14 protein-coding genes are annotated in these 15,493 nt (G+C 71.0%); 11 read left to right on the top strand and 3 right to left on the bottom strand.

What is annotated here, in order from left to right; genetic code table 11:
• Positions 1-15: 15 nt before the first annotated feature.
• The 4 genes from OG787_RS10965 to OG787_RS10950 are packed head-to-tail and all read left to right on the top strand — an operon-like array spanning position 16 to position 3,191.
• Complete coding sequence (locus tag OG787_RS10965; protein WP_405535058.1) at positions 16-582, top strand: hypothetical protein; 567 nt, start codon at positions 16-18, stop codon at positions 580-582.
• A 40-nt stretch (positions 583-622) separates the two neighbouring features.
• Positions 623-2,140: a tRNA (N6-isopentenyl adenosine(37)-C2)-methylthiotransferase MiaB gene (gene miaB, locus OG787_RS10960; RefSeq protein ID WP_405535057.1), complete on the top strand. Its 1,518-nt coding sequence runs from the start codon at positions 623-625 to the stop codon at positions 2,138-2,140.
• Positions 2,141-2,176: 36 nt separating this feature from the next.
• Positions 2,177-2,446 (top strand): hypothetical protein, encoded by a 270-nt coding sequence (locus OG787_RS10955; protein ID WP_235474419.1) that lies wholly within the window; start codon positions 2,177-2,179, stop codon positions 2,444-2,446.
• Positions 2,447-2,480: 34 nt separating this feature from the next.
• Positions 2,481-3,191 carry a class III extradiol dioxygenase subunit B-like domain-containing protein gene (locus OG787_RS10950; RefSeq protein ID WP_369029307.1) on the top strand — a complete coding sequence of 237 codons (711 nt, stop codon included), beginning with the start codon at positions 2,481-2,483 and terminating at the stop codon, positions 3,189-3,191.
• 84 nt (positions 3,192-3,275) lie between these two features.
• Here OG787_RS10950 and OG787_RS10945 read toward each other — a convergent pair whose 3' ends face one another.
• Positions 3,276-3,548: an antitoxin gene (locus OG787_RS10945; protein WP_369029308.1), complete on the bottom strand. Its 273-nt coding sequence runs from the start codon at positions 3,546-3,548 to the stop codon at positions 3,276-3,278.
• Between the two features lie 23 nt (positions 3,549-3,571).
• A complete protein-coding gene (locus tag OG787_RS10940) occupies positions 3,572-3,847 on the bottom strand; it encodes a hypothetical protein (protein ID WP_369029309.1) in 276 nt (91 codons plus the stop codon).
• A 180-nt stretch (positions 3,848-4,027) separates the two neighbouring features.
• Between OG787_RS10940 and miaA the strand changes: the two genes are divergently transcribed.
• The 6 genes from miaA to hflX all read left to right on the top strand — a co-directional run bounded on the left by miaA (position 4,028) and on the right by hflX (position 12,251).
• On the top strand, positions 4,028-4,966 hold the full coding sequence (gene miaA / locus OG787_RS10935) for a tRNA (adenosine(37)-N6)-dimethylallyltransferase MiaA (protein ID WP_369029310.1): 939 nt from the start codon (positions 4,028-4,030) through the stop codon (positions 4,964-4,966).
• A gap of 108 nt (positions 4,967-5,074) precedes the next feature.
• The gene (locus OG787_RS10930) at positions 5,075-5,566 is read left to right on the top strand and encodes a hypothetical protein (RefSeq protein ID WP_369029556.1); all 492 of its coding nucleotides are present in this window, start codon (positions 5,075-5,077) and stop codon (positions 5,564-5,566) included.
• Positions 5,567-5,646: 80 nt separating this feature from the next.
• Positions 5,647-6,516 (top strand): diaminopimelate epimerase, encoded by an 870-nt coding sequence (dapF, locus tag OG787_RS10925; RefSeq protein ID WP_369029311.1) that lies wholly within the window; start codon positions 5,647-5,649, stop codon positions 6,514-6,516.
• 297 nt (positions 6,517-6,813) lie between these two features.
• Complete coding sequence (locus tag OG787_RS10920; protein WP_405535056.1) at positions 6,814-9,051, top strand: RelA/SpoT family protein; 2,238 nt, start codon at positions 6,814-6,816, stop codon at positions 9,049-9,051.
• A gap of 69 nt (positions 9,052-9,120) precedes the next feature.
• Positions 9,121-10,575 carry a M1 family metallopeptidase gene (locus OG787_RS10915; protein WP_405535055.1) on the top strand — a complete coding sequence of 485 codons (1,455 nt, stop codon included), beginning with the start codon at positions 9,121-9,123 and terminating at the stop codon, positions 10,573-10,575.
• Positions 10,576-10,754: 179 nt separating this feature from the next.
• The gene (gene hflX / locus OG787_RS10910) at positions 10,755-12,251 is read left to right on the top strand and encodes a GTPase HflX (protein ID WP_405535054.1); all 1,497 of its coding nucleotides are present in this window, start codon (positions 10,755-10,757) and stop codon (positions 12,249-12,251) included.
• A 113-nt stretch (positions 12,252-12,364) separates the two neighbouring features.
• Here the strand turns inward: hflX and OG787_RS10905 are convergent, their stop codons facing one another.
• Entirely contained in the window at positions 12,365-13,594 is a 1,230-nt protein-coding gene (locus OG787_RS10905) for a trypsin-like serine peptidase (RefSeq protein ID WP_405535053.1), read from the bottom strand.
• Positions 13,595-13,952: 358 nt separating this feature from the next.
• Between OG787_RS10905 and OG787_RS10900 the strand changes: the two genes are divergently transcribed.
• Entirely contained in the window at positions 13,953-15,446 is a 1,494-nt protein-coding gene (locus tag OG787_RS10900; protein WP_405535052.1) for a diaminobutyrate--2-oxoglutarate transaminase family protein, read from the top strand.
• The last annotated feature ends 47 nt before the right edge of the window (positions 15,447-15,493 follow it).

Here is a 15,493-nt window from a genome sequence, read left to right as displayed (position 1 = left end):
CGGCGGTGGGGGCCTGTGGCAGGGCCCGGCCGGAGACGCGTACGCGGCGCACCGCCGCCGGACCTGCTCGCCCTGTTCTCCGAGAAGGGCGTGCTGCGTGTCGTCGACGCCCGCAGCGGAGACCGTGCGGTCGCCCGCGCCCTGAAGACCGACATCTCGCGCGGAGCCACGGCTCTCGCCCGCACCGGCATCGGCGGCCTCCTCCTGACCGGCTCCACCCTGCACGGCTTCGGCCTCGGCGACGCACGCCTGACCTGGAGCCCCGGGGGCGTCCACGTCCCCGCCGTCGCCGGCGGACTGCTGATGCACTGGAAGGACGGCCGTACCCTCACCCCTCTCGATCCGCGCACGGGCCGGTCCCGCGGCCGGGAGAGGCAGTTCGAGGGCACCGGCCCCGCCCAGTGCCCACCCGCCGTCTACGCGGCAGCGGGCCGCGCCAGCGCGGCACTGCGGACGACCGCGAAGGGCCTCACCGAGACGCACACCCGCACAGCTCCCGCCCCCGTCACCGCCCTCACGGCCGACGCCCTCGGCTGGTACGCCTGCGCGGGCCGCAAGACCGTGATGGCGGTCAACCGATGACCCGACCGGGACTCCGTTCACGACCGCCTACCCTTGTCGCATGAGCAGCAACGACCGGAGCCCGGCAGTGGACGTCAAGACCTACGAAGTGCGCACCTATGGGTGCCAGATGAACGTCCATGATTCCGAGCGATTGTCCGGTCTGCTCGAAAACGCCGGTTATGTGCGCGCTCCCAAGGATGCGGACGGCGACGCGGACGTCGTCGTCTTCAACACCTGCGCCGTGCGTGAGAACGCCGACAACCGGCTGTACGGCAACCTCGGCAGGCTCGCCCCGATGAAGACCAAGCGCCCCGGGATGCAGATCGCCGTGGGCGGGTGCCTCGCCCAGAAGGACCGCGACACCATCGTGAAGAAGGCGCCCTGGGTGGACGTCGTCTTCGGTACGCACAACATCGGCAAGCTGCCCGTCCTGCTCGAACGCGCGCGCGTGCAGGAAGAGGCCCAGGTCGAGATCGCCGAGTCCCTGGAGGCGTTCCCGTCGACGCTGCCGACGCGGCGCGAGAGCGCGTACGCGGCCTGGGTGTCGATCTCCGTCGGCTGCAACAACACCTGCACCTTCTGCATCGTCCCGGCCCTGCGCGGCAAGGAGAAGGACCGTCGCACCGGCGACATCCTCGCCGAGATCGAGGCCCTGGTCGGCGAGGGCGTCTCCGAGATCACCCTGCTCGGCCAGAACGTCAACGCGTACGGCGCAGACATCGGCGACCGTGAGGCGTTCAGCAAGCTGCTGCGGGCCTGCGGGAAGATCGACGGCCTGGAGCGCGTCCGCTTCACCTCGCCGCACCCGCGCGACTTCACCGACGACGTCATCGCCGCCATGGCCGAGACCCCGAACGTGATGCCGCAGCTCCACATGCCCATGCAGTCCGGCTCGGACCCGATCCTGAAGGCGATGCGCCGCTCGTACCGCCAGGAGCGCTACCTGGGGATCATCGAGAAGGTGCGGGCCGCCATCCCGCACGCGGCGATCACCACCGACATCATCGTCGGCTTCCCCGGCGAGACCGAGGAGGACTTCGAGCAGACGATGCACGCGGTCCGCGAGGCCCGGTTCGCGCAGGCGTTCACCTTCCAGTACTCCAAGCGGCCCGGCACGCCCGCCGCCACCATGGAGAACCAGATCCCCAAGGAGGTCGTCCAGGCGCGCTACCTGCGTCTCGCCGCCCTCCAGGAGGAGATCTCCTGGGACGAGAACAAGAAGCAGATCGGCCGCACCCTGGAGCTGATGGTCGCCGAGGGCGAGGGCCGCAAGGACGGCGCCACCCACCGTCTCTCCGGCCGCGCTCCCGACAACCGCCTGGTCCACTTCACCAAACCGGACACCGAGGTACGCCCCGGGGACGTGGTCACGGTCGAGATCACGTACGCCGCCCCGCACCACCTCCTCGCCGAGGGCGCCGTCCTGAACGTGCGTCCCACGCGCGCGGGTGACGCCTGGGAGAAGCGCAACACCGCGGAGGCCGCGAAGCCGGCGGGCGTGATGCTCGGCCTGCCGAAGATCGGGGCACCGGCTCCGCTGCCGGTGGCCACGGGGAGCGGCTGCGGCTGCGACTGACGTCCTGGCACAATGCGGACAGGGAAGGAGCATCACATGTTGCCGTACAGCGTTGCGTTCACCGAACAGGCCGCCAAAGTGCGCGACAGCCTGACCGCCGACAGGCGTGACCTGCTGGAGCGTGGCCTGGCCATACTGGCGACCGACCCGCGGCACAAGCTCTCCCATTCCGTCCTCGGCGACGAGTCCACGCGCGGGCTCGCCCTGTCGCGCAATCTCTTCATCGAGTACGTGATCAGTGAGGGCAAGCTCGTGGTGCTCGTGCTCACGGTCATCGACCTGACGGACGTGCTCTTCGAGGAGTGACACCGGGCCGTCCTCCGGGGTTACGCTCCCGATCATGCTTGTCGCCGCCGCCATCTGCCCCTGTCCGCCCCTCCTCGTGCCCGAGGTGGCCGCGGGCGCCGCGCCCGAGCTGGACGCCGCCCGCACCGCCTGTACGGACGCGCTGGGCGTCCTCGCGGCCTCCCGCCCCGACCGCCTGCTGGTCGTCGGGCCGGCGGGGGAGAGCGGGCGCGGACCGCACCCGGAGGGCACACGCGGCTCGTTCCGCGGCTTCGGCGTGGACGTCGACGTACGCCTGGGCACCGGAGGCGCAGAGGCGGAAGGGGAACTGCCGTCGTCGCTCGCCGTCGCCGCCTGGCTGTTGGAGCGCACCGGCTGGTCCGTGGCGCCCGTCGAAGGCCTGGGCGTGGGCGAACCGCTCGCGCCCGAGCGATGCTTCGAGGCCGGAAGGGACATCGGCGGGCGGCCGGAGCGGCTGGCCCTGCTGGTGATGGGCGACGCCAGCGCCTGCCGCACGCTCAAGGCACCGGGATATCTGGACGATCGGGCGGCCGGGTTCGACGAGGCGGTCGGACGGGCGCTGGGCGCGGCGGACGTGGCGGCGCTGAAGACGCTGGACGCGGAACTGGCGTACGAACTGAAGGTCTCGGGCCGCGCTCCCTGGCAGGTCCTCGCGGGCGCGGCCGAGGACGCAGGACTCGCGGGCGCGCTGCTGTACGAGGACGCGCCGTACGGCGTGGGGTACGTGGTCGCGGCCTGGTCGTAGAGGGCGTACGGACGCGGCGGACGGCCGGGAGCGTCTGCTCCGCGGCCGTCCGCCGATGTGGTGCGGTGGTGCTGTCCGTGCCGGTCAGGAAGCCGGCGGTGGCGCGTCCGGGGGCGGCGTGAACGTGTCGTCCCGGGTGGTGTCACCGTGCTTGTGCGCGATGCGGTCCACGGCGCCCTTCGCCTTGTCGGTGCCCGTATGGATCTTGTCGCTGTACTTGCCCTTGGTCTTGTCGTCGACCACCTTCGCGGCTTTGTCGAGACCCCGTTCGATCTTGCCCCCGTGCTGCTGCGCGAGGTCAGAGACCTTGTCCTTGGCCGGGGCGAGCTTCGCCTTCAAACTGTCCAGCAGACCCATGGTTCACCTTCCCTCGCGGGCGGTCACTTGCGGGCGCCCTCACCGGCCTCGCTGTCGGCGGCCTCTTCGGCGGACTGCTGCTTGGGGATCTCGACGCCCTCTGTGGCGGCCACGGCCACGGCTTCCGCCTTCTCCGCCGTGCTCTCCGTCCCGGCACCGCTGCCGGCCTCGGGCGACCCCGTGGCCGCTTCCGTCTCCTCCGCCGCGGCCTCGTCCGTCACCGCGACGGACTGCTCCTCCGCGGCTGACGCCTCCTCCGCGGTCTTCGACCGCCCAAAAAACCGTGCAAAAACTCCCATATCCACTCCATACGTTACTCGTGCGGGCGAAATCCCGCGTCGCCCGGTGCGTCCGTTTGCGTCGCCCCCGTCACCGCCTCCCGAATCCGGCGGCGCGACCTCGCAACTGGCAACGACGCCGGACACCCACCGTCACGTAACTCGTTCGAGGAGGGGTCCCGGGTTTGGGAGACTGGGGCGGTGAGCAGCACACCCCCCTCCCCCCGAGTCATCGCCGTCGTCGGCCCCACCGCGGCCGGAAAGTCCGATCTGGGCGTCTTCCTGGCCCAGCGTCTCGGCGGGGAGGTCGTCAACGCCGACTCGATGCAGCTCTACCGAGGGATGGACATCGGTACCGCCAAGCTGACGCCCGAGGAGCGCGGCGGCGTCCCGCACCACCTCCTGGACATCTGGGACGTGACCGTCGCGGCCAGCGTCGCCGAGTACCAGCGCCTCGCGCGCGAGCGGATCGACGCGCTGCTCGCCGAGGGGCGCTGGCCGATCCTGGTCGGCGGCTCCGGTCTGTACGTCCGTGGAGCCGTCGACAACCTGGAGTTCCCCGGCACCGATCCCGAGGTCAGGGCCCGCCTGGAGGAGGAGCTGGCCCTGCGCGGCTCCGGCGCCCTGCACGCCCGGCTGGCCGCCGCCGACCCCGAGGCCGCGCTCGCGATCCTGCCCAGCAACGGCCGCCGTATCGTCCGGGCCCTGGAGGTCATCGAGATCACCGGCAAGCCCTTCACCGCCAACCTGCCCGGCCACGACTCCGTGTACGACACCGTCCAGATCGGCGTCGACGTGTCCCGCCCCGAACTGGACGAGCGCATCGCACGCCGCGTCGACCGGATGTGGGCGGCGGGGCTCGTGGACGAGGTACGCGCGCTGGAGGCGCACGGCCTGCGCCAGGGGCTCACGGCATCGCGCGCGCTGGGCTACCAGCAGGTGCTCGCGGCGCTCGCGGGGGAGTACGGCGAGGACGACGCGCGTGCGGAGACCGTACGCGCCACCAAACGCTTCGCGCGCCGTCAGGATTCATGGTTCAGACGCGATCCCCGGGTGCACTGGCTCAGTGGGGCTGCGGCGGATCTCACAGAACTTCCGCGCCTCGCGCTGGCGTTGCTCGAACGACCGGTCACAGCCTGATCACGTCATGGCATCGGGACGCTCCGGCCGTCATCCAGGCCTCCGGCGCCGTGCCATCATCGAGCTTCGATCGACCAAGTGGAGTCCGAGTTGGGAGGGCGCGTGGCGATGGAGGCCGGCCCTCGCGACACCGCACAAGGCGCGGGACACGTCACCGGTGACGGTGGCGAAACGGAACTGGGTGAGGACCGTCTGAGCCCGGACGGGCCCGACGACACCCAGGGCGGCGTGACCGCCGACGGACCCGAACCGGACGAGATGTTCCTCGGGCCCGAGGTCGAGGTCGAGCTGCGCCCGCAGCGCCGTCTGCGCATCTGGCAGCTCGCCCCGATCGTGGTCCTGGCCGCGCTCGGCTCCCTGATGTTCGCCTTCCCGCTGGCGTTCGACTTCGGCGACAGCGGAGCCGTGATCGCCATGCTCGGGCTGCTCATCTGCTCGTGCGCCGCGGGCTGGGGCATGATGGCCGCCCGTCGGGTGGGCTACACGGCACCGGGGCTGGGCGAAGGCCGTCGGCGCGGCTGGTGGGTCGTGCTGGCGTACGTCGTGACGGTGACCGTGGTGATCGCGCTCGCCGTGTGGAGAGTGGCCAGGCTGCGCTAGCGGTTCGGCCGCGGCGCCGTCGTGGTTGATCGCGCAGTTCTCCGCCCCTCTGGGGCGCTCCTACGCCGTACGATCGAGGAATGAGCACGCGGATCGCCTTCCTCAAGGGGCACGGGACCGAGAACGACTTTGTGATCGTCCCCGACCCCGAGAACGTCATCGACCTCTCCCCGGCCGCCGTCGCCGTCCTGTGCGACCGGCGTGCGGGCATCGGGGGTGACGGACTGCTGCACGTCGTGCGGTCCGCCGCGCATCCCGAGGCCAGGGGTATGGCGGGCGAGGCGGAGTGGTTCATGGACTACCGCAACGGCGACGGCTCGATCGCGGAGATGTGCGGCAACGGGGTGCGGGTCTTCGCGCGCTATCTCCAGCGGGCCGGACATGTCACCGAAGGGGACATCGCCATCGCCACGCGCGGGGGCGTGAAGAACGTGCACCTCGCCAAGGAGGGCGACGTCACCGTCGGTATGGGCAAGGCCCTCCTCCCCGAAGGGGAGGTCACTGTACGGGTGGGGGAGCACGCCTGGCCCGCGCGGAACGTCAACATGGGCAACCCGCACGCGGTCGCCTTCGTGGACGATCTCGCGCACGCGGGCGACCTGTTCACCGCGCCGCCGTTCAGCCCCGCCTCCGTCTACCCGGACGGGGTCAACGTCGAGTTCGTGGTCGACCGGGGTCCGCGCCATGTCGCGTTCCGCGTGCACGAGCGCGGGTCCGGTGAGACCCGGTCCTGCGGCACGGGCGCGTGTGCCGTCGCCGTGGCCGCCGCTCGGCGCGACGGTACGGACCCGGCCGTGACCGGCACTCCGGTGACGTACACCGTCGATGTGCCCGGCGGACGCCTGGTGATCACCGAGCGGGCCGACGGCGAGATCGAGATGACCGGTCCCGCGGTGATCGTCGCCGAGGGCGAGATCGATGCGGAGTGGCTGGAATCCGCGGTGAAGTGAGGCGGGTGGCGGTCGGGCATCGCAGCCCATGGGGCCTGTGAGCCGTGGAACCGTAGCCCTGTGGCCCTGTGCGACTCGGAAACGAGGTTGACCGCGGGTCGGGTGGCTCGAATGCACAGGCCCTCGAACCGTCGCTCGAATGGGTGATCCGTTTCACGCTCGACGAGAGGTGGTCAGTCGCGCGTGGTGGGCTCGGTAGCATCAAGCACCGGCCCGGACGGGGGAACAACGTCATCCCCTGAGCCGCCGTCCGCCATGGGGCATCCCGTCCGCCGGTCCAGGTAGCCGGAGGTGCCCATGAGTGCGGAGGCCACGAATCCCGCGAGCCCAGGTGCTGTGACGTCCTCGCCCAAGCTCGCGGTCTCGCTGGAGCAAGGGGGGACTCCCGCGCCCCGCCGACGGGCCCGCCCCCGGATCGACCTGCGTCGGCTGGGCAGAGCGGCCTTCCTCGGCTCCGCCACCCGCGACCGGCTGCCCGACGCCATCGGCCACGTCGCCGAGGCGCACCGCGCCCACCACCCCGACGCCGACCTGGATCCGCTGCGCCGGGCCTACGTCCTGGCCGAGTCCTCGCACCGCGGCCAGATGCGCAAGAGCGGCGAGCCGTACATCACGCACCCGCTCGCCGTGACCCTGATCCTCGCCGAACTCGGCGCGGAGACCACGACCTTGACGGCGTCTCTGCTCCACGACACCGTCGAGGACACCGATGTGACGCTGGATCAGGTCGGTGAGGAGTTCGGCGCCGAGGTCCGCTTCATCGTCGACGGTGTGACGAAGCTGGAGAAGGTCGACTACGGCGCCGCCGCCGAGCCCGAGACCTTCCGCAAGATGCTCGTCGCCACCGGGAACGACGTCCGCGTGATGTCGATCAAACTCGCCGACCGGCTGCACAACATGCGCACCCTGGGCGTGATGCGCCCCGAGAAGCAGGAACGCATCGCCAAGGTCACCCGGGACGTGCTCATCCCGCTCGCCGAACGGCTCGGCGTCCAGGCGCTCAAGACCGAGCTGGAAGACCTCGTCTTCGCGATCCTGCACCCCGAGGAGTACCAGCACACCCGGGAGCTGATCGTCGACAACGCCTCCCGCGCGGACGACCCGCTCGCCGAGATCGCCGACGAGGTGCGCGCGGTACTGCGCGACTCGGGGATCCAGGCCGAAGTCCTCATCCGGCCACGGCACTTCGTGTCCCTGCACCGGACGGCGCGCAAACGCGGCACCCTGCGCGGCTCCGACTTCGGGCGGGTCCTGGTGCTCGTCAACGAGGACGCCGACTGCTACGGCGTACTGGGCGAGCTGCACACCTGCATGACGCCCGTCGTCTCGGAGTTCAAGGACTTCATCGCCGTCCCCAAGTTCAACCTGTACCAGTCGCTGCACACGGCCGTCGCCCGCAAGGACGGTCAGGTCGCCGAAGTCCTCATCCGTACGCACCAGATGCACAAGGCCGCCGAGGCCGGCGTGATCGCGCTCGGCAATCCCTACGCTCCTCCTTCGGAGGAGCAGACCGACGGCGACGGGACGCGGGCCGAACTCGAAGGCGACGGCGAGCGCATCGACCCCACCAGGCCCGGCTGGCTCTCCAGGCTGCTCGACTGGCAGGAAGCGGCGCCCGACCCCGACACCTTCTGGTCCACCCTGCGCGAGGACCTCGCCCAGGACCGCGAGATCACCGTCTTCCGGGCCGACGGCGGCTCGCTCGGGCTCCCCGAGGGCGCGAGCTGCGTGGACGCGGCCTACGCACAGTACGGCGAGGACGCGCACGCCTGTATCGGCGCCCGGGTCAACGGCCGGCTGGCGACGCTGAGCACGGTCCTGCGGGACGGCGACACGGTCCAGCTCCTCATGGGGCAGGACCCGGCCTCCGAGCCCTCCAGGGAGTGGCTGGAGCACGCGCACACCCCCGTCGCCAGGATCGCCATCCAGCGCTGGCTCGCCGCCCATCCGACGCACGATGAACCGGCGGACGGGCCGGAGACCTCCGGTGACTCCTCGGAGGCCGAGGAGACCCCCGTGGAAGCCGTCCGCGAGCCCGTCGGGGTCCGTCCGGCAGCTGACGGCTCCGCCGTCTCCCCGGCCGCAGCGACCGCCGTCGTCGACCAGCCCGGCGCGACCGTACGCCTCGCCGGCTGCTGTACGCCCGTACCGCCCGACGAGGTCACCGGCTTCGCCGTGCGCGGGGGAGTGGTGACCGTCCACCGCGTGGAGTGCGCCGGGGTGGCGCGCATGAAGAGCACGGGGCGCGCGGAGGTCGGTGTGCACTGGGGGGACACCACCGAGGCGCGGGTCACCCTGGTCGCCGAATCGTTCGGGCGGCCCCATCTGCTGGCCGACCTCACCGAGGCCATCGCCCTGGAGGGCGTCGCGATCGTCTCGGCGACCGTCGAACCCCCCAGCCAGCAGCGCGTACGCCACACCTACACGCTCCAACTCCCGGACGCCGCGAACCTTCCCGCCCTCATGCGGGCCATGCGCAACGTACCGGGCGTGTACGACGTGAGCCGGGCACAGCATCACGTGGCGGTTCCCTGAGGTACCCGTTCGGGTGGGACCGGCGCGAGTCGCCGTCGTCCGGCGGGCGGGCGCTGGTAGCCGTGGTGCATGCTGCTCAACCCCCGTACCCGGTTCACGTCGGCGCTGCTCGCCTCCGCCGTCTCCGTCTGTCTCGTCGCCGCGAGTGCCCCCGCGGCACCCTTGGGCGTCGGCGACCGCCTCTTCCCGCACCTGGGCAACCCCGGGTACGACGTGGCGTCGTACGACCTGGCCTTCAGCTACCCCGGAACCAACAGCAAGCCGCTGTCCGCCGTCACGACCATCGACGCGTGGACGACCGCCCCGCTCGAACAGGTCAACCTCGACTTCTCCCACGGGAAGGTCGAGGCGGTCGAGGTCGACGGTGAACCGGCGTCGTTCACCAGTGCGGGCGAGGACCTGGTGGTGACTCCCCGGGCGGCGCTGCCCGCCGGGAGCTGGATGCGGATCACCGTGCGGCACACCAGTGATCCCGTGTCCGCGCCCGACCGGGACGGGGGCTGGGTGCGCACCAAGGACGGGCTCGCGATGGCCAACCAGGCCGATGTCGCGCACCTGGTCTTCCCGTGCAACGACCACCCCTCCGACAAGGCGATGTTCACCATCAGGGTCACCGCCCCGGACGGCTACACCGCGGTCGCCAACGGGCTGCCCGCGGGCGTCGACCGGGTCGGCAAGGCCACGACCTGGACGTATCGCACCCAGCACCCCATGGCCACCGAACTGGCCCAGGTGTCCATCGGCCGCTCCTCCGTCGTGCACCGCACCGGGCCGCACGGTCTGCCCGTACGCGATGTCGTGCCCACCAAGGACCGGGTGCTGCTGGAGCGGTGGCTGAAGAAGACGCCCGCACAGATCGAGTGGATGGAGAGCAAGGTCGGCCGCTACCCGTTCGAGACGTACGGGGTGCTCATCGCCGAGGCGTCGACCGGCTTCGAGCTGGAGACACAGACCCTCTCTCTCTTCGAGAGAGACCTGTTCACCGAGCCCGCCTTCCCCGAGTGGTACGTCGACTCGATCATGGTGCACGAACTGGCCCACCAGTGGTTCGGCGACAGCGTCAGCCCGCGCACCTGGTCCGACCTGTGGCTCAACGAGGGACACGCCACCTGGTACGAGGCCCTGTACGCGGAGGAGAAGGCGGGCCGGAAACTGGCGGACCGCATGAAGGCGGCCTACGGCTCCTCCGACCGCTGGCGGTCCGCCGGCGGACCGCCCGCCGCCCCCAAGGCGCCCAAGCCCGGCCAGAAGATCGGCATCTTCCGCCCGAACGTCTACGACGGCGCCGCCCTCGCCCTCTACGCCCTGCGCCAGGAGATCGGCCGCCCCGCGTTCGAGCGCGTCGAGGAGGCATGGGTCGGCCTCCACAAGGACGGCATCGCGGGCACCGCCGACTTCGAGCGCCTCGCCTCCGACATCGCCGGGCGCGACCTGAGCGCGTTCTTCCAGGCCTGGCTGTACGCAGAGAAGACGCCGCCGATGCCCGGCCACCCGGACTGGAAGTCCGTCGCGCCCGCGACATAGCCCCGCGGAATAACACCGTGACGAGACGGGGCGTGCCGTGCGACCATCGTCGGGTCGGCGGCGCTGCCCCCGGCCTCACGGGACGGGTTCCGGGAATCTCCCGGGATGCTCGTGCGTTGTGAGCAGTGACGACGCGCAATCCGTCGCCGCAACCGAATCCCCAACGACGTAAGGACCCAATGACCTCCTCTTCTTCCCCTTCCCAGGACACTGAGCGCTTCGCGCACACCTACCCCGAAGGTCTTCGGGCCGATGCCCTGATGGAAGAGGACGTCGCCTGGAGCCACGAGAACGACGGAGACCGGGACGGCGACCAGTTCGACCGCTCCGAGCGCGCGGCCCTGCGCCGCGTGGCTGGACTCTCCACCGAACTCGAGGACGTCACCGAGGTCGAGTACCGCCAGCTCCGTCTGGAGCGGGTCGTGCTCGTCGGTGTGTGGACCACGGGAACCATCAAGGACGCGGACAACTCCCTCGCCGAACTGGCCGCCCTCGCGGAGACCGCGGGCGCGCTCGTGCTCGACGGCGTCGTCCAGCGCCGCGACAAGCCCGACGCGGCCACCTACATCGGCTCCGGCAAGGCCAACGAGCTGCGGGACATCGTCATCGAGACGGGCGCCGACACCGTCATCTGCGACGGTGAGCTGAGCCCGGGCCAGCTGATCCACCTCGAAGACGTCGTCAAGGTCAAGGTCATCGACCGTACGGCCCTGATCCTCGACATCTTCGCCCAGCACGCCAAGTCCCGAGAGGGCAAGGCGCAGGTCGCGCTCGCGCAGATGCAGTACATGCTGCCGAGGCTGCGAGGCTGGGGTCAGTCGCTGTCCCGTCAGATGGGCGGCGGCAAGGGCGGCGGTCTCGCCACCCGTGGTCCCGGTGAGACCAAGATCGAGACGGACCGGCGCCGGATCCGCGAGAAGATGGCGAAGATGCGCCGGGAGATCGCGGAGATGAAGACCGGCCGCGACATCCAGCGTCAGGTGCGCCGACGCAACAAGGTGCCCTCGGTCGCCATCGCCGGCTACACCAACGCGGGCAAGTCCTCGCTGCTCAACCGCCTCACGGGCGCGGGCGTGCTGGTCGAGAACTCGCTGTTCGCGACCCTCGACCCGACCGTGCGCCGGACCGAGACCCCTGGTGGGCGCCTCTACACGCTGGCCGACACCGTCGGCTTCGTGCGGCACCTGCCGCACCACCTCGTCGAGGCGTTCCGCTCCACGATGGAGGAGGTCGGCGACTCCGACCTGATCCTGCACGTGGTCGACGGTTCGCACCCGGCGCCGGAGGAGCAGTTGGCCGCCGTGCGCGAGGTGATCAGGGACGTCGGCGCGACCGGCGTACCGGAGATCGTCGTGATCAACAAGGCGGACGCGGCGGACCCGTTGACGCTCCAGCGGCTGATGCGGATGGAGACGCGTTCGATCGCGGTGTCCGCCCGCACCGGTCAGGGCATCGACGAGCTGCTCGCGCTGATCGACAACGAGCTGCCCCGGCCCTCGGTCGAGATCGAGGCGCTCGTGCCGTACACCCACGGCGGGCTGGTCGCCCGTGCCCACACCGAGGGCGAGGTGATCTCCGAGGAGCACACCGCGGAGGGCACGTTGCTCAAGGCGCGGGTGCATGAGGAATTGGCGGCGGATCTTTCGCCGTATGTTCCGGCGGCTGCGGCGCTTTAGGCTCCGCCGGGCGGGTGCGTTGTCGTCTGCGGGTGCGTGGGGGTTGTTCGCGCAGTTCCCCGCGCCCCTGGGTTGGCCCCCCGATGCCGAAGGCATCGGGGGGCCAACCCTTACTACTGGTCGGCGAACTTTTCGCTCACCTCGTCGTACATGCCCTTTGCCACCTTGCCCAGCCTCGGGCCTGCCAGCCAGCCTGAGCTGACTGGGCCGATCGAGGTGTTGGAGATCAGGGCCGGGTTGCCGTCCGCGCCTGTGGTGACCCAGCCGCCGCCGGAGGAACCGCCGGTCATGGTGCAGCCGATCCGGTACATCGTCGGGTCGGCCTCGACGATCGACAGTCGGCCCGGCCGGTCCTCACACTGGTACATCGTCTCGCCGTCGAACGGCTCCGCCGCCGGATAACCGGTCGCCGTGATGCTCTCCACCTGCGTGACGGCGGGCGCGGCGAAGTCCACCGGAAGGGCCGAACCGACCGTCTCCTCCAGCGACTTGCCGCTGCCGCCCTTCTCCGGGGTCACATGGATGACCGCGAAGTCGTACGGTGCCCCGTCGCCGCCCGTCGCGCCCCCTTGCTCGATCCACTGGTCCGAGGTCTGCGCCCAGTCACCCCACCAGACACCGTAGGGAGCGATCTCCGCGCGCGGGGCGTTCTCCGCCTCGGCGCTCGACCTGGCCGCGTTGTTGTACGACGGCACGAAGGCGATGTTGCGGTACCAGCCGCCGTTCTTGCCCGCGTGCACGCAGTGGCCGGCCGTCCAGACGAGGTTCGACTTCCCGGGGTGGGCGGGGTCCTCGACCACGGTCGCTGAGCAGACCATCGTGCCCTCGGGCCCGTCGAAGAACACCTTGCCCGCTTCGGGCGCGTTGTCGTGGTAGGCGGGCGATACGGCCTTCGCGTCCACCGGCTCCGGCGTCGGGTCGGTGACGCCCTGGTCGTCCGCGAGGTCGGTCTCGTCGACGCTCTTCTCCGGGTCGTCGGCCTCGCGCATGCGGTCCGTGTCCCAGAGGCCCTCGATGATCGGGTTGACGTAGTCCTCGGCCTCGCGCAGCCAGTCGTCCTTGTCCCAGTTCTTCCAGGCGCCGTTCTTCCACTTGTCGATGTCGATCCCGTGCTCTTTGAGCTTGTCCTTGAGCCCGTCGGGGATCGTGATCTTCCCGGCACCGTCGTCGGCCGCGGAGGCGGAGGACTGCCCGCTCGCGTCGGAGTCGCCGGAGTCGGATCCGCAGGCGGTGGCGGTGAGCGCGAGCGCCACCGCGAGGCCGACGGCGGCCGGCACGGGGGAGGTTCCGCGGCGCGCGCCCCTCCCCCGGCGGCCGACGAAGGGCGGGCGTATGGGTCGCATGATCTGTCTCCCCCTGGCGTGGTCGGACCGTGTGCTGTCCCTGGACGGCATCACACACTATGCGGTCCCTGTGGGGGCCATCCGATGGAACGGCAACTGTTTCGCTACAGGCGGTCCGGGCTGCCAAACGTCCGGCGGGGCGCCGATGTGACGCCTGGTCACGGCTGATTCCGGAGTTCCGAAAGGGGCTCGCCACACCCGCAACTGTTCCGTCCTGGCAAGGATCTTGAGGTGACCCGTGACTCCTGTGGCACGGCGGGTGTTGGTAACGGGAGGAGTGTCTCGGCGAGTTGGCGGCTGCCGGGGCGGCAGAGCAGTGGAGCAGCGGGGAGTTGGGGCGTTGGGGCTACGGGAGTCCATGGAGACGGGGGAGCGCACAGGGGCACGGGAATCCCGGGCGCCAGTGGAAACCGACGTGGATGTCGAGGTGTGCGCCGGCGCGCGCGGGGCGCACGAGGGGATTCTGCGGCGCCAGTCGGCGCGTGAATCGTCGGCACGCACCTATGCGCGCGCCCTCCCGATCGTCCCCGTTCGGGCACGCGGGCTGACGATCGAGGGCGCCGACGGTCGCCGTTACCTCGACTGCCTCTCGGGTGCGGGGACCCTGGCCCTCGGGCACAACCACCCCGTCGTGCTGGAGGCGATCCGCAAGGTGCTCGACTCGGGGGCGCCGCTGCACGTCCTCGATCTGGCGACCCCCGTCAAGGACGCCTTCATCACCGAGCTGTTCCGCACCCTGCCGCCAGGACTCGCCGACCACGCGCGCGTGCAGTTCTGCGGACCGGCCGGGACGGACGCGGTGGAGGCCGCCTTCAAGCTCGTACGCGCCGCGACCGGCCGCACCGGCATGCTCGCCTTCACCGGCGCCTACCACGGCATGACGGCCGGTTCCCTGGACGCCTCCGGCCACGCGGCCGACGTACGGGTCGCCCGGCTGCCCTTCCCCCAGGACTACCGCTGCCCCTTCGGGATGGGCGGCGACCGGGGCGCCGAACTCGCCGCCCGCTGGACCGAGTCCGTCCTCGACGACACCAAGTCGGGCGTGCCCCTGCCCGCCGGGATGATCCTCGAACCCGTCCAGGGCGAGGGCGGGGTGATTCCCGCGCCGGACGCCTGGATGCGGCGTATGCGACGGATCACCGAGGACCGCTCGATCCCGCTGATCGCCGACGAGATCCAGACAGGAGTCGGCCGCACCGGCGCCTTCTGGGCGGTGGAGCACAGCGGGATCACCCCCGACGTGATGGTGTTGTCCAAGGCCATCGGCGGCAGCCTGCCACTGGCCGTCGTGGTCTACCGCGACGACCTCGACGTCTGGGAACCCGGCGCCCACGCGGGCACGTTCCGCGGCAACCAGCTCGCCATGGCAGCGGGCACAGCCACCCTGACGTACGTCCGCGAACACGGCCTCGCCGAACGCGCGGCCACCCTGGGCCCCCGGATCCTCGCCCAACTCCGGAAGCTGGCAGCGGAGTTCCCGATCATCGGCGACGTACGCGGACGGGGACTGATGATCGGGGTCGAACTGGTCGGACCGGGGGAGGAGCGGCAGGCGGTGGCCACTGGTCACCCAAGCGCCGATCCGGAGGTGTATCCCCGCCCGGCCGGAGGAGGCCCGCGCCCCGCAGCGCCCCAACTGGCCGCCGCCGTACAGCGGGAGTGCCTGCGTCGGGGGCTCATCGTCGAACTCGGCGGGCGTCAGGCGAGCGTCGTCCGTCTGCTGCCGCCGCTGACCATCAGCGACGAGCAGGCCGACGCGGTACTCGACCGACTGGCCGACGCCGTGGCGTCGGTGGCACGCGGCCACACCGAAGGACGCCCGCTCGACACCCACTCCGAGCGAGCGGGATAGCCAGGCCAGACGCCCACCCCGGTACCCCCCCCGCACTCGACCGACCC

The sequence above is a fragment of the Streptomyces sp. NBC_00075 genome, from assembly GCF_045041225.1.
Taxonomy (GTDB): domain Bacteria; phylum Actinomycetota; class Actinomycetes; order Streptomycetales; family Streptomycetaceae; genus Streptomyces; species Streptomyces adonidis.
Note: the sequence above shows the minus strand (reverse complement) of the source record. Positions and strands in the feature narration are given on the sequence as shown.